Raw genomic sequence first — 23313 nt, 5'->3', positions numbered from 1 at the left:
ACTGTGATACGGAGATACAATCATGTCAAATAAAACCCTTTCTGCCGTGCTAGCAGCCTCGGCTCTGATACTTGTCGGTTGTGACGACGACGATGATGATAACGCAGCTCAAACGCGAGTTCAGGCTGTACACGCTTCATCTGATGCGCCATTGGCCAATGTCACTATCAATGGTGACTCGTCGACCACTAGCTCGACCTATAACAGTCAAACGTTATCTGGTGTGAACTACGCCACTGCCTCTGGTTACATAGCGCTTGATGAGGGCGAGAATTCTGTTCAAGTCGACGTACAACTTCCGGGAGGAGAAGTCGCAACTGTAATTCCGAATACCGTACTCAATTTAGATTCAAGCCTTTCATATACGGTAATGGTCATAGGGAATGCAGACCCAAGTTCAGAATTTGCTGTTGAACCGCTCATTATCACTCGCGATGCTGCAGGCGATGGCGACACAAGTAATGTTGACGTCCAAGTAGTGCATGCTTCGCCGGGCATACCTGAGGTTGACGTTCATGTAACCGGCCCTAATGACGATATCAATCCAGCCGCGCCTTTAGCGACGCTCTCATACAAGGCTTCGACCGGAGTGGTTAGTGTGCCCGCGGCAGATTATCGAGTCCGCTTAGCATTAGCTGGCACAGATACGGTAGCATTTGATTCAGGCACAGTTCCATTGCCAGCGGGTGCGGAGCTGACTATTGCTGCCATTCCCAACGTAAACAATACGTCAGACGCAGACATGCCAGCAGCACCTGTGAAGCTACTTGTAATGGACGGAAGCGGTTCGTCGATTATCCATGATGCTAACGAAATTGCTCAGGTGCGTGTCGGTCACCTATCTGCCGATGCCCCAGATGTTGATGTTTCTGTGGATGGTGCGGTTGCGTTGAACGATGTGGTATTTACTGTGGTATCAGATTACCTAGATTTGGTGGCCAAAGCCTACGACTTAGGCGTTTTCGCATTCGATGACCCAACAACATTGCAGATTGACGCGCAAGGGGTAGAGTTTGAGAGAGGTAAAGACTATAGCGTTTATGCCATCAATGACTTAGCGAATATTGATGCGCTTGTTATAGAAGACAACCGTCGTCCAGTGGCAACCAGTGCAACCTTAAGTGTGCTGCACGGGGCATCTTTACCCGCAGCTGCAACTGTTGACGTATACTTAACAGATTCAACAGATTTGTCGAATAGTGATCCAGCCCTACCTGGGTTTGCGTATACAGACATAGTACAGAACGTTTATGTAGCAGAAGGCACCTACGTGGTGACAGTAACAGGGGTAGGTAGTAAAGACCCTGTTCTACAACTGGAAGGTGTGGCACTAGAAAACGGTAAGGTGTACAAGGCGATTGCAACCAATGGAGGCATACTCGCTGCAGACATCACCGAATAATCTACAGGGAGGCTCGTCCTCCCTAGCTCTCAAAAGGTGAATCATGGAAACGTTAGCCAAAGCCTCAAACCCGACTCGGGCAGAGTGGAACGAGTGCATGGTCAAGGTACAGCAGGGAGACAAGGCAGCCTTTGCTAAAGTGTTCAAACACTTCTCTCCACGTTTAAAGCAGTTTGCTTACAAGCACGTGGGAAATGAGCAAGTAGCAATGGAGCTGGTGCAAGACGCTCTGGCTGCAGTTTGGCAAAAATCTCATCTGTTTGACGGAACCAAGAGTGCATTATCTACTTGGATATACACCATAGCTCGAAACCTCTGCTTTGATCTTCTTCGCAAACAGAAAGGCCGAGAATTGCATGTTCATTCAGAGGATATTTGGCCAGATGATTATTGTCCACCTGACTTGGTTGATCAGTATTCACCTGAGAGAAATATGTTACGAGAGGAGATCGTTCGCTATTTAGATACGCTTCCGGTTAAGCAAAAAGAAGTGGTGAAAGCGATATACCTTGATGAGTTACCGCACCAAGAGGTGGCAGACAAGTTTGATATTCCTCTCGGAACGGTTAAATCGCGACTGAGATTGGCAGTAGAGAAGTTAAAAATCACAATAAGGGCGGATCAAGTATGAAACATCATCCAAGTAACGAATTGTTGAAAGCCTATGCGGATGGAACCATCGATGCTTGTAATGGACTGACGCTCGCAGCTCATGTAGAGACCTGTAGTCACTGTCACAGCAAGATAGAAGAGTTTGAAGCTCAAGCTTCCCAGTCTTTAATGGAGCAAGACGTAGAGGTAGAGTTCGACCAAATAATGATGGAAGCTATGTTTAACGACATCATTTCTTTAGATAAGCAGAGTTCCATCGCTAAGCCAAAATCGGCGGTGAAGATCGAAGTAGATGGAAAACAGTTCTTCCTTCCAAAATCTCTCAACAACGTAAGCACTAGACTGAGCGATTGGAAAAGTTATGGTGGTAAAGTGTACACCGCTCACCTTGATATTGGAGAGCAAGAGCGAGTGAGCTTGCTGTACATCACTGGAGGAGTGCAAGTTCCTCAACACACTCACAAAGGGGTCGAGACAACATTAGTACTTCATGGCAGCTTTAGTGACGAAGACGGACAATATAGTGCGGGAGACTTTACTGTTGCTGATGCTTCCACAAAACATGCTCCTAGGACTGAAGAAGGCCAAGATTGCCTCTGTTTAACTGTCCTGAGTGAGCCAATGGTATTTACTCAAGGGGTGGCTCGAATCTTTAATATGTTTGGGCGAGGGATGTACCCATAGGGAAGACGACTCTGAATACAAAAAATGCCACACTCAGTGTGGCATTTTTATTTGTGAAAGATTAGCTTTAAAAGCTAAGCCGAGTCTGATTCTTCTTTCAAGGCCTGGTTGTGCTTTCTTTCATCTTCTAAACCTCGCAGACGAGCCTTTTCTAAGACGTCATTAAAATATCCTCGGAGAGAATAGAGCATGACTAAGCTTGGAATGACCATAGCTGCGGTGATAATAAAGAACAGTGACCAGTCATTTAGATAATCAACGAGTTCACCACTGAAAGAGGCGAGGGTCGTTCTCCCCAAGTTCCCTAAAGAGGCAAGTAGTGCGTATTGGGTTGCAGAGAAGGCTTGCCCGGTCAGAATCGTCAAGAACGAAACAAAGGCCACGGTTGAAAAGGCTGTGGTAAAGTTATCGACAATAATTGTAGTTAAGAACAAGGTTTCACTAGGGCCTGCTTTCGCTATCCAAGCAAACATCAAGTTACTGGATGCCATGGCTACGCCACCAATCATCAAACCACGTACAATGCCAAATCTAACGTTGAACATACTACCGACGATGGTAAAGAGCATGGTTGCTCCCCACCCAATCAGTTTAGAGTAGTGACCGATCTGTTCGTTGCTAAAGCCTATTTCTTTATAGAATGGAATCGACATCCGACCAAGGAATGCTTCACCAATTTTAAATAAGAACACAAATAGCAACAGTGTTATTGCAACTCGAACACCATTGCGTCTAAAGAAATCAGCGAAGGGTTCGATTAAGGTTACACTCAACCATGCCACAATCCGAGAGCCTACCAGCTTACTATGGCGTTGTTCTGCTTCAGCTTGTAGTTTACTTCGGGCTGTGTGTGGCTCTTTAGTCAATAACGTAAACAGCATCAGTATACCTATGATGGCTGTCATCCCCATGTACACACCATTCCAGCCTATGCTATCTGCGTTAACGAAAGCTAAGTAGCCCGGCAGTGAATAACCTGTCCACCATCCAACAACCGCCATAGCTGACGCTTGTGGTAATTTAGAGGCTTCACTTTTTGGAAAGCTATCAATTCGGTATGCGTCGATGGCGACATCTTGAGTTGAAGACGCAATGGCGATGGCTAGTGCTAACATGGAGGTAAACATTAGGCTCTTGGCTGGATCAACGCCAGAAATAGCCAGAGTACATATCAACATGATGCCTTGGCATAAAAATATCCATGAGCGACGTTGACCTAATAGACGGTGCAAAAGAGGCAACTTAACGCGGTCGACTAATGGTGCCCACATGAAGTTAATGGCATATACCGCAAAGACTGAACCGAAATAGCCGATGGCTGCACGAGTTAGGCCCGCATCTTTTAACCAGCCTGACATGTTTGAGCCAATTAACACCCAAGGGAAACCACTTGAGCAACCTAACATAAATACCCAAAGTAGGCGCTTATCAAGGTAGCTTTTGAACGTCTCACTCCAAGACATCTTTTCCGTCATTCTATTTCCTTTTGCTCACTAGTGATGCAGGGCTTTAGACCCTGCATTTACCTTAGAGCAACTCTAGATGAGTTCTATTTTTGAATTGTCACTTTTGTGACAACGATAGGCGTGGAAGGAACATCTTTCATGAAACCAGAGCTCTTGGTAGGAACGCTGGCCATTTTTTGAACGACTTCATACCCATCAACCACTTGACCAAATACGGCATAGCCTGAGTTTGAAGAAGAGTAGTTCAAGAATGCATTATCCGAGTAGTTGATGAAAAACTGACGAGTTGCTGAATCAGGGTCGTTGGTGCGTGCCATGGCAACACTGGCAACCTTGTTTCTTAAACCATTGTTTGCTTCATTTTTGATTGGCCCATAAGTTTGAATCTGATTCATCTCTTCATCAAAGCCACCACCTTGTGCCATGAAGCCAGGGATCACACGATGAAAAATCGTGCCAGCGTAGCTGCCATCTTCAGCATAGCGTAAAAAATTCGCGCTAGTTACGGGGGCTTTTTCTTCATCCAACTGAATGGTGAAGTTACCAATAGTTGTTTCAAATACCACTTTGGTATTCGCAAAAACAGAAGCACTAAACAGTGCGCACATCATTAATAGAAATCGGCTCATTGAAATTTTTCCTCCATGTAATCGATAAGCTCTACGTCATTCGCAATCTCATTTAACACTAGTTTAGATACATGATTGAGAATGAGTTCAATTTGTTCATTGGAAGCGCCCATAGAATTCGTTGCTTTGGCACTGCCTGTATAAGTCTTTACAAATTTTCCGCTTGGTGTTTCAGCGGTCACCTTAAGAGTGACTTTAGCATCCATGTCGTTGCTAAATGTTGATGAGTTAACCCGCACTAAGGCTTCTTGAATTTCGACTTCAACATTATTTTCACTGCTGAGTGAAATAACAAACCCTTGAGATTCTAAAAGAGACTTCATTGCATTGTTGAAAGCAATTCTCGCATTTTGTTTCGCGTGAATCGGTAGCGCTTTATCCGCACCTTTCTTAACTAAAGCGAGATATTGAGCCGTTCTAACATCGGTTGTGCTCAATGCCAAAGATTTTTGTTCATTTAACGTAACCTGGTTACTGTCAGCCGCGGGAGCAAAGTTTAGCTGTTGATCTGTCGGGTTAGCACAGCCGCTCAGAATAAGAGCTGAAAAAGCAACAATCAGCAAGTGTTTCATCAATAGTTCCCTTAATGAGATAGTGAAAAATGAAAGAGTAATTCTGAGACTATCACAAGCTTCAGAATAATAGCGCTATTTGATTGATTTTCTTGATGCTTTCTCAGCAGAAACAATCGAGAACTTTTTATTATTTGCCATTACTTTTACTTTATCTGCTCCAAACAGTCGGCTAAGTTTGGTTGGATAACCTAGATGACTGTTACCGATCACTAGTAGTTTACCGCCATCCTCTAGCACTTTATGGGCATCCGTGAACATCTGCCAAGCAATATGGTCGGTTACAGTATTTTGCTGATGGAAAGGGGGGTTACATACAATGAGGTCATGGCTACTAGCTTCAAAGCCATCAAGACAGTTATTCGCGACAAAGGTGAACCTTTGTGGATTACTGACATTGGCTTCGACATTAGCGCGTGCTGACTCTACAGCCATAAAGCTCTCATCGACACTGGTAATTGTTGATTCAGGGTTGTTCCTGCCTAACTTGATTGACAGTACGCCGTTGCCACAACCTAAATCAATGATCTTCTTATATTTAAAGTTGCTAGGTAGGTGCTCGAGTACGAAGCGAGCTCCCAAATCTAAGCTCTCCCCAGAATAGACATTAGCAAGGTTGCACAGATGCATGTCATGTTCAGGCACGAGCCAGCAGGTTTTTGCGTCTACCTCTTTGATTGTCTGTGAATTACTTCTGCTAAACACGAGTCGGTGTTTTTTCCAAGCAAGGGAGGTGGACGTTTCGCCTAGGTGCTGTTCGAACAGTTTTAGCGTTGAAGCGTGAATGGCATTCGCTTTGTTTACAGCAACAACTGGAGTATTTTCAGGCAGAAGCTGTCTTATCTGATGTAATTGCCAAGTTAAGAATCGATTACTTTTAGGGATCTGTAAGATAACCGCATCAATATCGTTTGGGATTGTGTCGATAGAACGTAGAAATTCAACCTTATTACACTGATTGCGTTGCAGGTTCTTCAGGGCGCCCTTTTGACTGATAAGAGAGTCTGATTGTAGGTATACGTCATAATCTTGAGAGAACCAACAACTTAGTGCGCCAAAGTTATCGTTTAGGATAAGTATTTTAGAACCCGGTCGGAGAGGGTTCTCAACAAAGTGGTTGATGATGTACTCATCACCAGCATCCCAAGCTTGAAGGGTCTCGTTCGCCCTTTTGGGAAATCGATGTAAAGTAAATTGTTGATCGTGCAGTGCAAGCTCGGTTTTCATGATTATCAATGTTAAAAAAGTGGGATTAAACTATGTCTATTGTCGCAAATTAGCCCTATTTATGCGAATTAACTTATTGTTCTGATTTAGAATGAAGAAAATGAATAAGTCCAAATTCACTAGCAATTCGTACTAAAATATATCGATTGGCGAAAAAATTAAGCTTTTACATCATATTCAAGCGTATCAACTTAGAGAAACAGCATGCTACAGCAATTAATTGAGCAGAAATTGGATCATCACTTTTCTCCGCATCACCTAGAAGTCATCAATGAGAGTTATAAGCACAACGTGCCTGAAGGCTCAGAAAGCCATTTTAAAGTTGTTGTTGTGAGTGAAAGATTCGAGAATTTACGACTGATTGCTCGCCACAGATTAGTCAACCAAGTATTGAGTGAAGAGCTTGCTGGTGGTGTGCATGCCCTTTCTATGCACACCCTGACAAAAGATGAATGGAAGAATCAGCAAATTCCTGAATCTCCAGATTGCATGGGTGGGGGGCACTAACGAAAAGTCGATAATGGTTATTTGTTACATTTTTACCGATTGTTCACAAATTGACCTCGGATTCATAAAATAGGCGTCTCCGCTGTGCTTTAGATCAAGTTTTATGGCGCTTAATGACGTAAATTTGTAATTTATTGCTAATCCTTATCGCACAACATGGAATGTATCGGGCTGATGATGTTAGAATTGCAGGCCCGGAAGGAATCCCTTTAGCGGATTCGTATGGTAATTAACAAGGATATGTTAGAAAAAACTGACCTATCTGTTATGAACAAGCACATTATAGGTGTGCTTGTGTTTTGAAAGTCTTTTTTCCTTAAAATAGTGCAAGTGCGTATGATTACAATTAAAAAGGGTTTGGACCTTCCTATTTCAGGCGCTCCTACCCAGGTGATTAATGACGGTAATCCCGTCTCTAAAGTCGCCTTGCTTGGCGAAGAGTACGTGGGCATGCGTCCAACAATGCATGTTCGCGAAGGGGATGTAGTAAAGAAAGGACAGGTTCTATTTGCTGACAAAAAGAATCCTGGCGTAGTATTTACTGCACCTCAAAGTGGTACGGTCACACAAGTTAACCGTGGTGCGAAGCGTGTACTGCAATCAGTTGTTATCGAAATAGCTGGTGATGAGCAGATCACTTTCGACAAATATGAGCAAAACGAACTGGCTAAGTTAAATGCGGATGTGATTCGCAAGCAGCTTATTGATTCAGGCTCATGGACCGCTTTAAGAACTCGTCCGTTCAGCAAGGTACCAGCAGTCGACTCTACGACTAATGCCATTTTTGTTACAGCAATCGATACTAACCCATTAGCGGCAAATCCTGACGTTATTATTAACGAACAGTCTGAAGCATTTGTTGCCGGCCTCGACCTGTTATCAGTGTTGACCAATGGTAAAGTCTTTGTGTGTAAAAATGGTGGCTCACTTCCTCGTTCAGAGCAAAGCAATGTCGAAGAGCACGTATTCTCTGGTCCGCATCCAGCGGGTCTAGTGGGTACTCATATGCACTTCCTTTACCCTGTTAGTGAAGAGTATGTGGCTTGGGGTATCAATTACCAAGACGTGATCGCATTCGGTAAGTTGTTCTTAACCGGTGAGATCTATTCAGATCGCGTTGTTGCGTTGGCAGGTCCTGTAGTAAACAACCCTAGGTTGGTTCGTACTACTGTTGGCGCTTACCTTCCAGAACTAGCAGATAAAGAAATGATGCCAGGAGAAGTGCGCATTATTTCAGGTTCTGTACTTTGGGGTACCAATGCCGCGGGTCCTCATGCCTATCTTGGTCGTTACCATCAACAGGTTTCTGCGCTTCGTGAAGGCAGAGATAAAGAATTATTTGGCTGGGCAATGCCAGGTAAGAACAAGTTCTCAATTACTCGTTCATTCCTAGGCCACCTTTTTAAAGGCCAATTATACAACCTAACTACATCGCTAAATGGCGGTGAGCGTGCAATGGTTCCAATCGGCAACTACGAGAAAGTAATGCCGTTGGATATCGAGCCGACACTGCTTCTGCGCGATTTGTGTGCTGGTGATGTAGACAGTGCACAGCGCTTAGGTGTTCTAGAGCTATCAGAAGAAGATGTTGCTCTTTGTACTTATGTTTGTTCAGGCAAATATGAATACGGTGAGTTACTTCGAGAGTGCCTAGACACTATAGAGAAGGAAGGTTAAGTCATGTTGAAGAAATTTATTGAAGACATCGAACCGCATTTTGAAGCCAACGGTAAGTGGGAGAAGTGGTATCCGCTTTACGAAGCAGCTGCAACTCTATTTTACACTCCTGGTACGGTAACTAAGACTAAAGCTCACGTGCGTGATAGCGTTGATCTTAAGCGCATCATGATCATGGTGTGGTTTGCTGTTTTCCCAGCAATGTTCTGGGGCATGTACAACACAGGTAACCAAGCGATCAGCGCTCTGACCTTCTTACACTCTGGTTCTGAACTAGCGGGTATTGTGGCGGGCAACTGGCATTACTGGTTTACTGAGATGCTCGGTGGCACCATCAGTGCTGAGGCCGGATGGGGTAGTAAGATGTTGCTCGGTGCAACCTACTTCTTACCTATCTACGCGACAGTATTTATAGTCGGTGGTTTCTGGGAAGTTCTATTCTGTATCGTGCGTAAACACGAAGTGAATGAAGGCTTCTTCGTTACTTCCATTCTATTTGCATTGATTGTTCCGCCTACATTGCCTCTATGGCAAGCAGCACTAGGTATTACCTTCGGTGTAGTTGTAGCGAAAGAGATCTTCGGTGGAACAGGTCGTAACTTCCTGAACCCTGCTCTTGCAGGCCGTGCATTCTTATTCTTTGCGTACCCAGCTCAAATCTCTGGTGATTTAGTTTGGACAGCAGCGGATGGCTTCTCTGGCGCAACAGCACTAAGTCAATGGGCTCAAGGTGGCGACGCGAACCTAGTTCATAACGTGACAGGCCAAACGATCACTTGGATGGACGCTTTCATCGGTAACGTTCCTGGTTCAATAGGTGAGGTTTCGACCTTGTTCCTAATGCTAGGTGCATTGATGATCGTTTACATGGGAATTGCATCTTGGCGCATTATCGCTGGTGTGATGATCGGTATGATCGCAACTGCAACTCTATTTAACCTAATTGGTTCTGACACCAATGCGATGTTTAGTATGCCTTGGCATTGGCACCTTGTTCTAGGTGGCTTTGCATTCGGTATGTTCTTCATGGCGACAGACCCTGTTTCAGCCTCTTTTACCAATAGCGGTAAATGGTGGTACGGTATTCTAATTGGTCTTATGTGTGTGTTGATTCGTGTCGTAAACCCAGCGTACCCCGAGGGTATGATGCTGGCGATTCTATTCGCGAACCTATTTGCACCATTGTTTGACCATGTTGTTATCGAGAAGAACATTAAGCGGAGACTAGCACGCTATGGCAAATAAGAACGATAGCATTAAGAAAACGCTAGGTGTCGTTGTTGGTTTGAGTTTGGTCTGTTCTGTCGTAGTTTCTACTGCGGCAGTTGGCCTGCGCGATAAACAACAAGCTAACGCGGTACTGGATAAGCAAACAAAAATTGTAGAAGTCGCAAAAATCTCTGAGCAAGGAACTATCCAAGAGTTGTTTGGTGATTTCATTGAACCTCGTCTAGTTGACTTTAAAACGGGTGAGTTCGTTGAAGGTGATGCTGGCGCATATGACCAACGCAAAGCGTCTAAAGATCCAGCTGAATCAATCCGCTTAACCGCAGATGATGATAAAGCTAAGATTATTCGTCGTGCAAACGTCGGTACGGTATATCTTGTCAAGGACGGAGACAGCTATTCTAAGGTTATCCTTCCTGTGCACGGTAACGGTCTGTGGTCAATGATGTACGCTTTTGTAGCGGTTGAGATGGACGGCAACACGGTTTCTGGCATTACTTATTACGAGCAAGGTGAGACTCCTGGATTAGGTGGCGAAATAGAAAATCCTAATTGGGTAGCTCAGTTCGAAGGTAAGAAACTGTTTGACGACAACTTTAAGCCTGCGCTGAAGATTGTTAAAGGTGGTGCAACAGCCGGTGATATTCATGGTGTTGATGGACTTTCTGGTGCAACTCTGACGGGTAACGGCGTACAACATACTTTTGATTTCTGGTTAGGCGACATGGGCTTTGGACCATTCCTTGCTAAAGTACGCGAAGGAGAGCTGAACTAATGGCTATATCTAAAGAAGCGAAGCAAAACCTTTGGGCTCCTGTTTTAGATAACAACCCAATTGCTTTACAGGTTCTTGGTGTATGTTCTGCGCTTGCGGTAACCACCAAGCTTGAAACAGCATTTGTTATGACATTAGCAGTAATTTTTGTAACTGCTTTGTCTAACTTCTTCGTGTCTGTTATCCGTAATCACATTCCAAACAGTGTGCGTATCATTGTTCAGATGGCAATTATCGCATCGCTGGTAATCGTGGTAGACCAAATCCTTAAAGCTTACCTTTACGATATCTCTAAGCAGTTATCGGTATTTGTTGGCTTGATCATTACTAACTGTATCGTAATGGGTCGTGCAGAAGCATACGCTATGAAATCTGCACCAATACCATCGTTACTTGATGGTATTGGTAATGGTTTAGGGTATGGTTTTGTACTGATTACCGTTGCATTTTTCCGTGAGCTTATCGGTTCTGGTAAATTGTTCGGTATGGAAGTACTTCCTCTAGTGTCTGACGGTGGTTGGTATCAACCTAACGGTATGTTCCTACTTGCGCCGTCTGCATTCTTCTTGATTGGCTTTATGATTTGGGCAATCCGTATCTTCAAGCCTGAACAAGTAGAAGCGAAGGAGTAATAGCACGATGGAACATTATATTAGCTTGCTGGTTAAATCGATTTTCATCGAAAACTTAGCATTATCCTTCTTCCTCGGCATGTGTACATTCCTTGCTGTTTCTAAGAAGGTAAAAACCTCTTTCGGTCTTGGCGTAGCAGTAGTGGTGGTATTGACCATTGCAGTTCCTGTGAACAACCTGCTTTACACTCTGGTTTTGAAAGAAAACGCATTAGTCTCGGGTGTGGATTTAAGTTTCCTTAACTTCATTACCTTTATCGGTGTTATTGCGGCCCTAGTACAAATCCTGGAAATGGTGTTGGATCGCTTTTTCCCGCCTTTGTATAACGCGCTAGGTATTTTCCTGCCGCTCATTACGGTGAACTGTGCCATTTTTGGTGGCGTATCTTTCATGGTAACGCGAGACTATAACTTCGCTGAATCAGTAGTATACGGCTTTGGCTCTGGCATAGGTTGGATGTTAGCCATCGTTGCTCTTGCTGGTCTGCGTGAGAAGATGAAGTATTCAGATGTGCCTCCAGGTCTACGCGGCCTTGGTATCACCTTCATCACTGTAGGCTTGATGGCGTTAGGCTTTATGTCTTTCTCCGGTGTTCAACTGTAAGAGTAAATTATAAGGATTAGTCAATGAATACTATCGTTCTTGGCGTAGTGATGTTTACTCTGATTGTATTGGCTCTAGTGCTAGTGATCTTATTCGCTAAATCTAAGCTAGTACCAACGGGTGACGTCAACATTTTAGTAAATGGTGACCCAGAGAAAGGCTTTACGGTTTCTCCTGGTGATAAACTGCTTGGCGCTCTTGCTGGCAACGGTATTTTTGTATCGTCGGCTTGTGGTGGCGGTGGCTCTTGTGGCCAGTGTCGCGTAAAAGTGAAATCTGGCGGTGGTGATATTCTACCGACAGAGCTTGACCACATTAGCAAAGGTGAAGCACGTGAAGGCGAACGTCTAGCGTGTCAGGTAGCAGTAAAATCGGATATGGCTATCGAGCTTCCTGAAGAGATCTTTGGTGTTAAAAAGTGGGAATGTACTGTTCTTTCTAATGACAACGAAGCAACCTTCATCAAAGAGCTTGTGCTTCAAATCCCTGATGGCGAGGAAGTACCTTTCCGCGCAGGTGGTTACATTCAGATTGAAGCTGAACCACATCATATTAAGTATGCGGACTTTGATATCCCAGAAGAGTATCGTGAAGATTGGGATAAGTTTAACTTGTTCCGCTATGAATCAGTGGTTAATGAACCATCGATCCGTGCATACTCAATGGCTTCTTACCCTGAAGAAGAAGGTTTGATTAAGCTGAACGTGCGTGTTGCAACGCCGCCGCCTAACAATCCTGATGTACCACCAGGTATCATGTCTTCTTACATCTGGTCACTAAAAGCAGGTGACAAGTGTACTATCTCTGGTCCATTTGGTGAGTTCTTCGCTAAAGATACAGACAACGAGATGGTATTTGTTGGTGGTGGTGCAGGTATGGCACCAATGCGTTCACATATCTTTGATCAGCTACTGCGTTTGAAATCTAAGCGTAAGATGACGTTCTGGTATGGCGCTCGCTCGAAGCGTGAGATGTTCTACATTGAAGACTTCGATAACCTAGCAGCCGAAAACGAGAACTTTGTTTGGCATTGTGCGTTGTCTGATCCTCTTCCAGAGGACAACTGGGACGGTTACACTGGCTTTATCCATAATGTTCTGTACGAAAACTATCTGAAAGACCATGAAGCGCCTGAAGATTGTGAGTACTACATGTGTGGTCCACCTATGATGAACGCAGCTGTAATCGGCATGCTTAAAGACCTAGGTGTAGAGGATGAGAATATCCTACTCGATGACTTCGGTGGTTAAACCGTAATCGAATAAAACAATGGCTGGCTCTTTGAGTCAGCCATTTTGTTTTGTATTGGAAAGGATTAATACAATCCTAAATTGTTTATGGAGATCAAGATGAAAGCTGTAGGTCATCTTATTCAAAGTTCGAAGTGGTTAGTTGCGCTGTTGGTTTCAATAGTTGCGCTAACAGGCTGTGATCAGGCACCAAAGCAAGTAGCATTGAGTGGCAAGACGATGGGGACTACCTATCACATAAAGTATATTGCCGATGACAAGGCACCAGAGCCTGAAGAAATGCAAAAGCAGATTGATATCTTGCTAGAGCAAGTTAACGATCAGATGTCGACATACCGTCCAGAATCAGAGCTAAGTCAATTTAATCAATTGCAAACTTCAGAACCGTTTCCTGTATCAAAAGAAACAGAAATTGTAGTTAACGAAGCTATTCGCTTAAGTGAACTAACCGAAGGCGCTCTTGATGTAACGGTAGGTCCTTTAGTGAACCTTTGGGGATTTGGACCTGAAGCTCGTCCTGATAAAGTACCAACTGACGAAGAGTTGACTTCAAGACGTAAAATGGTAGGTATTAAACACCTTTCTGTTTCAGATAAAGGCTTATCAAAGGATATCCCTAATCTGTATGTTGATCTTTCAACCATAGCCAAGGGCTGGGGTGTTGATGTTATTGCGGACTACCTAGAGTCTCAGGGCGTTCATCGCTTTTTAGTTGAAGTCGGTGGTGAGCTCAGATTAAAGGGCAATAACAGTGAGGGCATCCCTTGGCGTATAGCTATTGAAAAGCCTACTGTAGATGCTCGTGAAGTGGAGCTAATCGTTCAACCTGGCGATATGGCGATGGCAACATCGGGTGATTATCGTAATTACTTTGAGCGTGATGGTGTGCGTTATTCGCACATAATTAACCCAAAAACTGGCAAACCGATCGCACACAAGGTAGTCTCTGTGACAGCGATTCATCCATCATGTATGACGGCTGACGGTTTAGCGACCGGCCTGATGGTGATGGGAGAAGAAAGAGGCCTTCAGGTTGCGAACGACAATGATCTAGCGATCTTTATGATCGTAAAAACTGAAGATGGTTTTAAAGAGGTATACTCAAAAGCCTTTGCTAAATATTTGAATAAATAGGATAGAGCAATGACAACGTTCTTAGTCACATTTGGAATTTTCCTAGGCTTCATTACTTTGATGTCCGTAGGCTATATTATCCAGAAGAAGGTAGTGAAGGGTAGCTGTGGCGGCCTAGACGCGATGGGCATCGATAAAGTATGCAGTTGTCCTGAGCCTTGTGATGCTCGTAAACGCAGAGAAGCGAAAGCGGCGGCAAGAGCTGAGAAAGTTGCATCTTGGGAAAAAGATCGTATTGCGTAATCGTATTTGAGCAACAAAAAATGCCAAGCGAAAGCTTGGCATTTTTGTTTTCAACAATAGGGATTATTTTTGCTCTGGATTCTCTTCCATCTGAGCGCTATCCACGACATGTGATTCACCAAGATCTCTTGGTAAAACTAGGTTCAGAAGAATCGCGACAATACCGCAAAGACTGATACCTTGTAGACTGAACTCACCTACACCAAATGCCATACCGCCAATACCAAATACCAGTGTTACACCGACGATCACAAGGTTGCGTGAGTTATGTAAATCGACACGGTTTTGGATGAGGGTATTTAGGCCCACAGTAGCAATAGAGCCAAACAGTAGCATCATAATACCGCCCATTACAGGTACTGGTATGGTTTGCAATATGCCGCCCAATTTACCGACTAGCGCAAGAATAATAGCGGTGACAGCAGCATAGGTCATGATTTTTGGATTGTAAGACTTGGTTAACATGACCGCACCAGTCACTTCACTATAGGTTGTGTTTGGTGGTGCACCCATCATGCTCGCTGCCATTGTTGCAACGCCGTCACCCGCCATGGTGCGGTGTAACCCAGGTTTCTTCAGGTAGTCTTTACCTGTCACATTAGAGATCGCTAGCATATCACCAACGTGCTCTACAGCTGGGGCAATAGCCACCGGAATCATAAATAGAATGGCATTGATGTTGAACTCAGGGGCAACGAAGTTAGGTAGGGCAAACCATGCGGCATTAGTTACAGGGCTAAAATCGACAATTCCCGCAAATAGACTCAAAGTATAACCTACGGCAATACCACCGAAGATAGGCAGCAGTTTTAAAAAGCCTTTCGCAAATACACTGATGATTATGGTAGTTAGTAGCGAAGCTAGGGAAATCCATAAAGCAACTTGCCCATCCACCAATTGAATAGCTCCGTCACCTGTCTTACCAAGAGCCATATTAACTGCAACAGGAGCAAGGCCTAGTCCAATAACCATGATTACCGGCCCTACAACAACGGGTGGTAACAACCTATGAATAATAGCTACACCTCGGACACGAATCAGGCCACCTAGTGCGATATACACAATACCTGCAGCCATTAGTCCGCCCATGGTAGCGGGAATGCCCCAAGTTTGAACTCCGTAGAGTATCGGTGCAATAAAGGCAAAAGAGGACGCTAAAAAGATAGGCACCGAGCGCTTAGTGATTAACTGGAACAGAAGGGTACCGACACCGGCACCAAACAGTGCCACGTTCGGGTCTAGTCCCGTTAATAAAGGAACAAGAACAAGAGCACCAAACGCAACGAATAGCATCTGCATACCCTGTAAAATAGAAGTCATGATTCTCTTTCTCCATTTTTTGGAAAATCGACAAATACTAGCATCTACCTATTGAATGTGATGTTTATTAGATCAATTTTTAATTGATTGAGCCGATACGGTAAGTAAAAAGTTATTGAACAGGGTAGAGAGTGGGTTAATATGCACTGTATGCCTGAACAGTATTCTAATGACGTACCACAACGAAAGATCATCCATATTGATATGGATTGCTTTTTAACTCTAGAGTGTAATCACCAAGAAATTTATGTAAGAAATCTGAACTCTACTAAACTGAAACAAAAGGCGTTGGCTAATTGGTAAGAAGTGTATGTATAGATATAATGATAAAAAACTGAATAGACACTATGTCTATTTGGATGATGACCTTAATCCAATAATATTACCGTGTCTTTTTGCTCGATATACACAAGTTCATAATTTTAGAGTAGACTCAAATTCCTATCAAGATGAAACGTCCAATAAAATAAATTTCAACTTGATAGAAAAAGAAATAGGGCCTGATGCGAGTTATAAAATATGTAATAACTTAGGGCGATTTTTAGAGTGGGTTAATAATTACAATAGCATTGATCATGTTAATGTCTATACGCATACAGCATTACCAGATTTAATAATTAACGAATATGTAAATGAATTTTTAATCGGTGAATGTTCAAAAAGTGAAGCAGTTGTAAATCAGGCCGTTAACTCGATTACTTCTTATTATAATTGGTTAAGTCTTTTTTTTGGAAATAAATATAAATATATTGGGGTGAAAACAGCATTCCGTGCAGCCGCAAGAAATAATAATAAGAGTTCTTTAGTTATAAACTACTTATTACCTCAAACTCGTGAAATAATTTATCGGAACACAAATACTCTATTACAGGAAATTGTTCTTAGAAACGGTGGTGAATTGGGATGCCGCACTATGGAAAACAGAGGTTTTTTACTAAATGATTTTAAAGCTAATCAAATTAATCACAATGGAATACTAAGTTTATTTGAACAGCTAGAGTCAAATCATAGTCAGAAAGAATTTAAATACCACTTACCATCTTTATATACAAAGTATGGGCGGAGTAGAATATTATATATTCCTCAGGAGTTACTACAAAAAATGAAACAATATTATGACTTGGAAAGACCTAAGTCTAACTCAAATCACTTATTGATAGCAAGTTCAGGAAAGACGAAGGGGCAATGCATAGATAGATCTTTTGGGTCAAATACCTTTCTTTCAGTGACAAGGAAAGTAATGGAAAAAATAAATTCTGGGGATTATTTATACTCTGAAATGCAAAATATTACAGAAGAAAATGTATATCACCATTTAAGACACTCTTTTGGTACTGATATTTTTTACAACCTATGTGAAGGGCAAAATAAGAGTTATGAAAGTATAACTACAACATCAGCAGTATATATAGAAACGGCGAGAAGACTAGGTCATAAAGTTGATGGAATGTATGCGAATGAAACGACGAAGCGTTATATTCATTCGTGTGGTTATCGAGAGCATATACTGAAGGATGTCGCTTATGGCTAGTAAAGGTATCTCAAAAGATCATGAAAATAGAGGAACCTTTGACTCTGAGCTATTAGAAGAGAAAATCTTAAGCGATCTTCAAACTCGCCAAACACTCCTAGCATCTCCATATCCACTCAATTCGACTTCTATCGTGCTTCAAGAAATTCCTGGTACTCGGCTCAAAGAACGTAAATTGGTCTTTGTGGACATAAATGATCCAACGAAGGCTTTTTTATATCGTGTGGTAGTTGCCGCATATAACTACGCATATGTTAGTGAGTTTGCGCCGAAATCAGCAAAAGTTACTGTTGAGCGGTATGCTGTACGTTTTGTTGCTTGGTTGAATGAAGCAAGAATATTTAATAGGTTCAATGTACTTAAAGAGTATGAAAAATATCATTTTGATTTATTGGGGAACCACGGCGGGCATAGTGTTTTAAGTAAGTTGATGCCAATACTGTCCTATGCTTACGAATTTGACGAATTTCGGCTTACCTTGACAACTGATGAGGCAGAACTCTTTAGGAAGCTAAAAGGTACGTCAGTTAGCCCCAATCTAAATACAAAGCAAATTTCATTAGCTAGTTACTTTGGAGCGCTTGACTGGCTGAGACGAGATGATGTAGGAGTTGGTAATCAACTTTATCTGACGCTAGCATCAGCTAAGTTGACGGTCAACTCACTAAAGTGGACGGCCTCTACAATTATTATCAAACTATTTGAGTCTAAAGTTGCGTTACAACGATTTTTGGTTGTGAGCGGATTCACAGCTAGTGATTTTCAATTTATGGACGACCGGAGCCTAACAACCTCTGGTAAGAAAGTGCATATAGGAAAACTAATCTATCGTTTGATAGAAAGCTTTCATGCTTTAGATGAAAAACCTTTAGAATTAAGAAACGCACTAGAGTTGTTAATACTGTCAAATGTCACCAATGTGACCAATTTCGAAAAAATTAGGCCTGCACTTATTTCTAATGAAGTTTTTAATGAGATATTTCATAATAAATATATAAATGATGAAAGCAAATTTTCAGCTTCTATAGCAGAGCGTAATATTAAGAGTTGTTATAATGGCAATTTGCTTTCTATGAATGTTTTATCTCGCCTATTAGGTGCCGATAAAGTAATGCCGATTACAGAGTTGGAAAAATTAATGTTCAGCTGGTTAATGGCAAGTCTTACAGTTCAGCCTTCTGATATTACGAAACTATCGTGGAATTCATTTCGAAGATTAGTAATCGGGGGACGGGTAGGGCATATAGAATGCGAGTACTTTAAAGGTCGTTCAAATGCAATTCATATTACTCAGACTTTATCAACAAAAAAAGTAGAAGGCAAAGCACTGCTTATTTACTTGGAACAGCATAAAAATAAGAAAGTGTCTGCTTTTAAAGGGGGAGCACCAGTTATTCTTAATGGGATAGCTAGTATCTTTGGGAGTTTAATTGTTGTCTTTAAACTGCCTCATATAAGTAATCACCTAGCGACCTCACATTTACAAAATGGTAAAAGTCCAATAATTATTCCCAAAGTGCTTGAGGCATTAAAACCTCATCAAGATAAGACTTCCAATAACCATTTGTTTGGATTGCAATCTATAAAAAATTCAGCTGTTCATGCATATGCTGACCCTTACACTTTACACTACCTTATCAATCGTAATTCACATTCTAATAAGACAGAAAAGCTCCATTATCTAACCCAGGACAATGAAGAGTTTATTAATTCTTCAGGTCGTATCACTCGAAGTATCATGATAGATCTAATTAATAACGTATTTGATCTAGACTTCAATGAGTCAAACGAGTCCGAACTATATGGCAAGGAACTTAAAAGAAGTAAAAATGATTTTGAGACTAAAAAGGCCATCTTCAATAATGAATTTGCTAATGTTACAGATTCTATATCTTATAAATCGGAAGATATGCTATCCAGATTAAAGGTAGTGACTGAACAGAGTAAGGGGGTAGTAAATGAAGTTGGAATTTTATCATTCTCTAATCTTAGAGAAGAAAACTTACTACCGATTTATGTACTAGATAGTAAGACTACCGTATTCAAAATGCTCAATTATCTTAATGAATTTAAAAAAAATTACAAGAAGTTGTTATGCAGTAACCCTGATTATCTCTACTTAACTGTATTCCCATATGTAGAGTGGATAGAGAAAGTACTGCCTAAACTTAGCAAGAAATCAATAAGAGATGGAGAAAAACTCTATAATACTACGAGAGTTAATGGAGTGACTATAAGTGTTTTTCATTCACTCTAGTAAGGAAATCCTATGTTGACAAGTTTTAAAAATGACCAATTAGATATTTTCTGGGAAACGCAAAATACTAAGTTACTTGCCCATGAAAGCTTTCTAAGTGAATACGGAGATATCTATTCTGAAAAGTTATATTTTCGGAAAAGTAATGGTGGTAAGACTGAGTTAGATTTTTCAGTATTCGAAATGCCACATTTAAATTTAGGTAGACCTGCGAGATTGAATATTGGTGACGTTTGTTATTCACTATCAATGGCTGAATATGTGAAGCTCTCTGTGCTTTGCGCTGTTGATGAGAAAAAGACAGATTTGGCACGTGTTGTATATCAGTTTAGTATCGATTTAGTCGGTTTTTTAAAACTTCAAAACTGTAATTTACTTGATTCGAAGAATGTTGAAAGTTTTCATTTGAATTTTCTAACAAATAGGTTCTATCGTGAAGGAATGTCCACTCGTTTGAGTGCTCCAGCTTATCATTCGACATATGGTTTTTGTAACTTAATTGAACAGCGCGATGCCCTACAAGCGATAGGCGTATCAGGATTTGTTGATGATAAATTAACAAGAAAAATGTTCCAATCGGCCTTGAATAATAATTGTAAATCCTTGATGGGAATAACTCTATCAGAGTACAAGAAAGGTGGTAGTTTAAATTTTTTGACCTTGGAAATAGGTCAGTATTATATGGACTATTTGCGAGGGTGTTATGAGGATAACTACTTTTACACACTTATATGCCAGCGCTCAATATCGGCAGTATATAATAATATTGGTGTAAATGAGGGAGAAAACCAAAATTCCGGTAGTGTGAATATATGGAGACTCATTATATTAGACACTATTCGCGGTACTTACCAATTTAACAAAAAATCCAATACTACTGGCCTTAACTCAGATGAACTGCACTATGCGACTAAATTAGTACTTTTCAATGAGTACCAGAAAAATTTTGAAAAGATCATGTCTGTTAGAGAAAAGAATATCCTCATGGTAGTTAGGGAACTTGGTTTGGAGTCACGCTTTGATGCAGTTGAAGTGGTACGTTTACTCATGCTCCAAAAATACTTTCCTTTTAATGCAAGCAAACATCCAAAAGACATTTGGATAGACTACTTATGTTCTTTGAGTAGAACTACTGTAGACAGCCACAATTTGAATAAAATAACAATTGACGATATTTATGAGTTAATGCGTAAGTTTATTGATAAGCAACGTCTTGATGAAGTGGCTTTTTTTAATTCTCTTCACGTTTGGTGTGTAGACTTGGTGGGGGACTCTAGAGTTAGAGGGATAGTGGATTTTATATTTACACTCGATCGTGTGACGGATGCAATGACTTGCTTGATGGTGGGGTGGCTTGGGTACAGAAAAAGTGAATATGGATTTCCTCTTTCGGCTATACATGTAGAGCCTAACTTAGATATTTTAGATAACTCGCACGTCCCTTTTCGATTTAAATTGAAGTGGGTTGTTCCTAAGACCAATGGGACATCAAAATTGGATCGAGAAATCACATCTCAGTGCTACCAAGTTGCTTTAGAACTGAATGAACTTTTTCAACCGCCTGAGGGTGGACCTTGTTTGTATAAGTCATCTGGGTCAATAAAAAATCAGCCTACGTCCAATCAATCAGGTGTATATCTTGAAAAGCGAGTAAAGAGTAACTGGTTCAGATTTGTTCAACGATATAAGCCATTTAACGATGTTTTGGAGCTTGAACGGTTATCAATGAAAGAAAATATCGAGTTGTCTCTCTCCAACAAGCAAAGGTTTACGGAACTGATTCAGCAGTATGATCTTTCAAGTGCCCGCGGCAAACACTTGTTAGAGAGTAGCAAAGAGCTTAGAGAAGGGTTAGTCATACTGAACTGTACATATGTCGCAGGAGCAAGACCACTTGAGCGTTTCAAAAATTCTTTAATTGAATATCAGCAGACCGAAGATATTTCGAATCTAGAACACAAAAAGGTAGTTGAAAAATACCTATCAGAAGAGACTAAAGTTTGGTTGAGCAGTAGCAATAGCCGAATAGACAGAAGGGCAATGAAGAGTATCTCAACGGAGCTACTTCGTAGCGTAAGTTATCCGACTCCGCACGCGTTTCGCCATATTTGGGCGGAAGCAGTACTTATGCGTTATCAAGGGGACGTAGGTGCAGCAGTGCGCCATCAATTCTGTCATATGGATAATTCTTTTTTCATGGCTTACCTTAGAGATAAAGAGGCGAAGAGTTTGATCAGCGTTGCTCGGCCTAAAGTATTAAACTCGATTATTGATACATTATTAATTGAACATAAAGCTATCGGGCGTAATTACTTGGGCGGGTTTGCCCGGTTTGTCGGCAAGTCGGTCAATATAACGCAAGTTGTCTCACCCAGTGAGCTAAGGGCTCTTAGAGAGCAAATTACTAGCCGAGTTATTTCCGTAAACTCAGCACAGTACGCAACTTGTATCCCCAGAGAGGGGGCAGAAGCTAGAGCTAAGTGCGCTGAATTTGGAGATATAAATCCTCATAATGCTAAGTTAGCATTTTGCCTAGATTGTACAAACGCTCTTATTACCGAGGGCAATCTGAGAGGGATATGGGAAGTGATTCAACCGTTCCTTAAAGAGTCCCTACATGAAGATATTATGGGTTTTATGGTGCAGCACCATTTGCCAACGTTACGTTCTTCTGAAAGAAGAGTAAAGGAAATGCGTTTAGACTCCAATGCTGAAAAAGTTGACAAGATGCTATATTGGATTCGCAAGGCAATTGAAAGCATTGAGACAAAACTGTATGCGGAGGATGGGTTACATGACTGAGTTAGATACATTGATGTCAGATGATTTCCTTAATAGCTTAGACGTAAAAAGTAAAGACGATAAGCATCATCAGCAAGTAAGTCAGCCATCTTGGATTAAAAATGAGGATCATACAACACACCGTGTATGGAAAGCGATATTGAAGCTTAAAGTAACGAAAGAACTTCAAATAGCCAATTTCGGGAAGGTCGCCGACGGAAAAACACCCAAAAGTCTCTATCGGATGAAGAAGTCTGAGGTGGCGCTCGCTGTCGGTGTATCTGCTCAAAGTATATTTAGAAGTTCAACGTTCAGTAAAGATGTATTGCAGTTTTTTGATATGGTGAATAAAGAGCTTCTTGAAAGATACCAGAGAGAGCAAAAAAAGCAAAAATCCAGACTTATAGCTACAGGGGTTCGGACAAAGAAAAAAGATGACTTGGTTCTTGAAGTGCAGGATCTTCGTAACAAAGTTAGAGAGTTGGAATGCAGGCAAGTAAAGGACACGCTTGATTTAGTGCTTTCTAAAATGCCAATTGATTTAAGAAGAAAACTTAGAATGTGAGTTTATGCCCTACCATTCACTAGGTGTAACCGACTAAAAAACGCTCAAAGTGGCTATGTCGTTACTGAATTTTTGTAACTTTCTAACTCTCCGCCTTTCCTCGCTTAATAGTTTTTACTATTTCTCACCCTAAATCAGTAGAGGGGCACCCGACTGGAATTCCGACGGAATCAATCTTCGATTGGGCCGGAAGAGTTGCAGATAAGCTGTAGTCTCAA

The 23313-nt window shown here is 41.7% G+C and carries 21 protein-coding genes; 16 read left to right on the top strand and 5 right to left on the bottom strand.

The window, feature by feature from the left end; translation table 11 throughout:
- Positions 1-22 precede the first annotated feature (22 nt).
- The 3 genes from OCU48_RS10275 to OCU48_RS10265 are packed head-to-tail and all read left to right on the top strand — an operon-like array spanning position 23 to position 2698.
- Positions 23-1402: a DUF4397 domain-containing protein gene (locus OCU48_RS10275; RefSeq protein WP_141345458.1), complete on the top strand. Its 1380-nt coding sequence runs from the start codon at positions 23-25 to the stop codon at positions 1400-1402.
- 43 nt (positions 1403-1445) lie between these two features.
- Positions 1446-2033: a sigma-70 family RNA polymerase sigma factor gene (locus OCU48_RS10270; protein WP_141345459.1), complete on the top strand. Its 588-nt coding sequence runs from the start codon at positions 1446-1448 to the stop codon at positions 2031-2033.
- Entirely contained in the window at positions 2030-2698 is a 669-nt protein-coding gene (locus OCU48_RS10265) for a ChrR family anti-sigma-E factor (RefSeq protein ID WP_141345460.1), read from the top strand. The genes OCU48_RS10270 and OCU48_RS10265 overlap by 4 nt, the downstream gene beginning before the upstream one ends.
- A gap of 74 nt (positions 2699-2772) precedes the next feature.
- On the opposite strand, the gene OCU48_RS10260 is transcribed toward OCU48_RS10265, so the two are convergent.
- The 4 genes from OCU48_RS10260 to OCU48_RS10245 all read right to left on the bottom strand — a co-directional run bounded on the left by OCU48_RS10260 (position 2773) and on the right by OCU48_RS10245 (position 6592).
- Positions 2773-4173, bottom strand: a complete 1401-nt coding sequence (locus OCU48_RS10260) for an AmpG family muropeptide MFS transporter (protein WP_141345461.1) — start codon at positions 4171-4173, stop codon at positions 2773-2775.
- Between the two features lie 74 nt (positions 4174-4247).
- Positions 4248-4793 carry a peptidylprolyl isomerase gene (locus OCU48_RS10255; protein ID WP_141345462.1) on the bottom strand — a complete coding sequence of 182 codons (546 nt, stop codon included), beginning with the start codon at positions 4791-4793 and terminating at the stop codon, positions 4248-4250.
- Positions 4790-5365, bottom strand: a complete 576-nt coding sequence (locus OCU48_RS10250) for a YajG family lipoprotein (RefSeq protein WP_141345463.1) — start codon at positions 5363-5365, stop codon at positions 4790-4792. The genes OCU48_RS10255 and OCU48_RS10250 overlap by 4 nt, the downstream gene beginning before the upstream one ends.
- A gap of 75 nt (positions 5366-5440) precedes the next feature.
- The gene (locus OCU48_RS10245) at positions 5441-6592 is read right to left on the bottom strand and encodes a methyltransferase (RefSeq protein WP_141345464.1); all 1152 of its coding nucleotides are present in this window, start codon (positions 6590-6592) and stop codon (positions 5441-5443) included.
- Between the two features lie 204 nt (positions 6593-6796).
- Between OCU48_RS10245 and OCU48_RS10240 the strand changes: the two genes are divergently transcribed.
- The 9 genes from OCU48_RS10240 to nqrM all read left to right on the top strand — a co-directional run bounded on the left by OCU48_RS10240 (position 6797) and on the right by nqrM (position 14641).
- A complete protein-coding gene (locus tag OCU48_RS10240; RefSeq protein WP_141345465.1) occupies positions 6797-7099 on the top strand; it encodes a BolA/IbaG family iron-sulfur metabolism protein in 303 nt (100 codons plus the stop codon).
- A gap of 336 nt (positions 7100-7435) precedes the next feature.
- Positions 7436-8776: a Na(+)-translocating NADH-quinone reductase subunit A gene (locus tag OCU48_RS10235; protein ID WP_141345466.1), complete on the top strand. Its 1341-nt coding sequence runs from the start codon at positions 7436-7438 to the stop codon at positions 8774-8776.
- 3 nt (positions 8777-8779) lie between these two features.
- Positions 8780-10021, top strand: a complete 1242-nt coding sequence (locus tag OCU48_RS10230) for an NADH:ubiquinone reductase (Na(+)-transporting) subunit B (protein WP_141345467.1) — start codon at positions 8780-8782, stop codon at positions 10019-10021.
- Positions 10011-10778, top strand: a complete 768-nt coding sequence (locus tag OCU48_RS10225) for a Na(+)-translocating NADH-quinone reductase subunit C (RefSeq protein WP_141345468.1) — start codon at positions 10011-10013, stop codon at positions 10776-10778. Before OCU48_RS10230 ends, OCU48_RS10225 begins: the two co-directional genes overlap by 11 nt.
- The gene (locus tag OCU48_RS10220) at positions 10778-11410 is read left to right on the top strand and encodes an NADH:ubiquinone reductase (Na(+)-transporting) subunit D (protein WP_141345469.1); all 633 of its coding nucleotides are present in this window, start codon (positions 10778-10780) and stop codon (positions 11408-11410) included. The genes OCU48_RS10225 and OCU48_RS10220 overlap by 1 nt, the downstream gene beginning before the upstream one ends.
- A gap of 7 nt (positions 11411-11417) precedes the next feature.
- On the top strand, positions 11418-12014 hold the full coding sequence (gene nqrE / locus OCU48_RS10215) for an NADH:ubiquinone reductase (Na(+)-transporting) subunit E (protein WP_141345470.1): 597 nt from the start codon (positions 11418-11420) through the stop codon (positions 12012-12014).
- Between the two features lie 23 nt (positions 12015-12037).
- Positions 12038-13264: an NADH:ubiquinone reductase (Na(+)-transporting) subunit F gene (nqrF, locus tag OCU48_RS10210; RefSeq protein WP_141345471.1), complete on the top strand. Its 1227-nt coding sequence runs from the start codon at positions 12038-12040 to the stop codon at positions 13262-13264.
- A 99-nt stretch (positions 13265-13363) separates the two neighbouring features.
- A complete protein-coding gene (locus OCU48_RS10205) occupies positions 13364-14398 on the top strand; it encodes an FAD:protein FMN transferase (RefSeq protein ID WP_141345472.1) in 1035 nt (344 codons plus the stop codon).
- A gap of 9 nt (positions 14399-14407) precedes the next feature.
- On the top strand, positions 14408-14641 hold the full coding sequence (gene nqrM, locus OCU48_RS10200; RefSeq protein ID WP_017029139.1) for a (Na+)-NQR maturation NqrM: 234 nt from the start codon (positions 14408-14410) through the stop codon (positions 14639-14641).
- Between the two features lie 63 nt (positions 14642-14704).
- Here the strand turns inward: nqrM and OCU48_RS10195 are convergent, their stop codons facing one another.
- On the bottom strand, positions 14705-15961 hold the full coding sequence (locus OCU48_RS10195) for a uracil-xanthine permease family protein (RefSeq protein ID WP_141345473.1): 1257 nt from the start codon (positions 15959-15961) through the stop codon (positions 14705-14707).
- 310 nt (positions 15962-16271) lie between these two features.
- Here OCU48_RS10195 and OCU48_RS10190 point away from each other — a divergent pair, with 310 nt between their 5' ends.
- From OCU48_RS10190 to OCU48_RS10175, 4 genes are read left to right on the top strand one after another with little or no spacing between them, the layout of a single operon-like run.
- A complete protein-coding gene (locus OCU48_RS10190; protein ID WP_141345474.1) occupies positions 16272-17492 on the top strand; it encodes a site-specific integrase in 1221 nt (406 codons plus the stop codon).
- Positions 17485-19749, top strand: coding sequence for a hypothetical protein (locus OCU48_RS10185; protein ID WP_141345475.1), 2265 nt, complete (start codon positions 17485-17487; stop codon positions 19747-19749). Before OCU48_RS10190 ends, OCU48_RS10185 begins: the two co-directional genes overlap by 8 nt.
- A gap of 12 nt (positions 19750-19761) precedes the next feature.
- On the top strand, positions 19762-22551 hold the full coding sequence (locus OCU48_RS10180; protein ID WP_141345476.1) for a hypothetical protein: 2790 nt from the start codon (positions 19762-19764) through the stop codon (positions 22549-22551).
- A complete protein-coding gene (locus tag OCU48_RS10175) occupies positions 22544-23095 on the top strand; it encodes a hypothetical protein (protein ID WP_141345477.1) in 552 nt (183 codons plus the stop codon). Before OCU48_RS10180 ends, OCU48_RS10175 begins: the two co-directional genes overlap by 8 nt.
- Positions 23096-23313 lie beyond the last annotated feature (218 nt).

This window comes from Vibrio inusitatus, from assembly GCA_024346935.1.
Taxonomy (GTDB): Bacteria; Pseudomonadota; Gammaproteobacteria; order Enterobacterales; family Vibrionaceae; genus Vibrio; species Vibrio inusitatus.
Note: the sequence above shows the minus strand (reverse complement) of the source record. Positions and strands in the feature narration are given on the sequence as shown.

Coding starts and splice junctions, on each gene's coding strand:
- OCU48_RS10275 (WP_141345458.1), top strand. CDS start 23: ATGTCAAATAAAACCCTTTCTGCCGTGCTAGCAGCCTCGGCTCTGATA.
- OCU48_RS10270 (WP_141345459.1), top strand. CDS start 1,446: ATGGAAACGTTAGCCAAAGCCTCAAACCCGACTCGGGCAGAGTGGAAC.
- OCU48_RS10265 (WP_141345460.1), top strand. CDS start 2,030: ATGAAACATCATCCAAGTAACGAATTGTTGAAAGCCTATGCGGATGGA.
- OCU48_RS10260 (WP_141345461.1), bottom strand. CDS start 4,173: ATGACGGAAAAGATGTCTTGGAGTGAGACGTTCAAAAGCTACCTTGAT.
- OCU48_RS10255 (WP_141345462.1), bottom strand. CDS start 4,793: ATGAGCCGATTTCTATTAATGATGTGCGCACTGTTTAGTGCTTCTGTT.
- OCU48_RS10250 (WP_141345463.1), bottom strand. CDS start 5,365: ATGAAACACTTGCTGATTGTTGCTTTTTCAGCTCTTATTCTGAGCGGC.
- OCU48_RS10245 (WP_141345464.1), bottom strand. CDS start 6,592: ATGAAAACCGAGCTTGCACTGCACGATCAACAATTTACTTTACATCGA.
- OCU48_RS10240 (WP_141345465.1), top strand. CDS start 6,797: ATGCTACAGCAATTAATTGAGCAGAAATTGGATCATCACTTTTCTCCG.
- OCU48_RS10235 (WP_141345466.1), top strand. CDS start 7,436: ATGATTACAATTAAAAAGGGTTTGGACCTTCCTATTTCAGGCGCTCCT.
- OCU48_RS10230 (WP_141345467.1), top strand. CDS start 8,780: ATGTTGAAGAAATTTATTGAAGACATCGAACCGCATTTTGAAGCCAAC.
- OCU48_RS10225 (WP_141345468.1), top strand. CDS start 10,011: ATGGCAAATAAGAACGATAGCATTAAGAAAACGCTAGGTGTCGTTGTT.
- OCU48_RS10220 (WP_141345469.1), top strand. CDS start 10,778: ATGGCTATATCTAAAGAAGCGAAGCAAAACCTTTGGGCTCCTGTTTTA.
- nqrE (WP_141345470.1), top strand. CDS start 11,418: ATGGAACATTATATTAGCTTGCTGGTTAAATCGATTTTCATCGAAAAC.
- nqrF (WP_141345471.1), top strand. CDS start 12,038: ATGAATACTATCGTTCTTGGCGTAGTGATGTTTACTCTGATTGTATTG.
- OCU48_RS10205 (WP_141345472.1), top strand. CDS start 13,364: ATGAAAGCTGTAGGTCATCTTATTCAAAGTTCGAAGTGGTTAGTTGCG.
- nqrM (WP_017029139.1), top strand. CDS start 14,408: ATGACAACGTTCTTAGTCACATTTGGAATTTTCCTAGGCTTCATTACT.
- OCU48_RS10195 (WP_141345473.1), bottom strand. CDS start 15,961: ATGACTTCTATTTTACAGGGTATGCAGATGCTATTCGTTGCGTTTGGT.
- OCU48_RS10190 (WP_141345474.1), top strand. CDS start 16,272: ATGTATAGATATAATGATAAAAAACTGAATAGACACTATGTCTATTTG.
- OCU48_RS10185 (WP_141345475.1), top strand. CDS start 17,485: ATGGCTAGTAAAGGTATCTCAAAAGATCATGAAAATAGAGGAACCTTT.
- OCU48_RS10180 (WP_141345476.1), top strand. CDS start 19,762: ATGTTGACAAGTTTTAAAAATGACCAATTAGATATTTTCTGGGAAACG.
- OCU48_RS10175 (WP_141345477.1), top strand. CDS start 22,544: ATGACTGAGTTAGATACATTGATGTCAGATGATTTCCTTAATAGCTTA.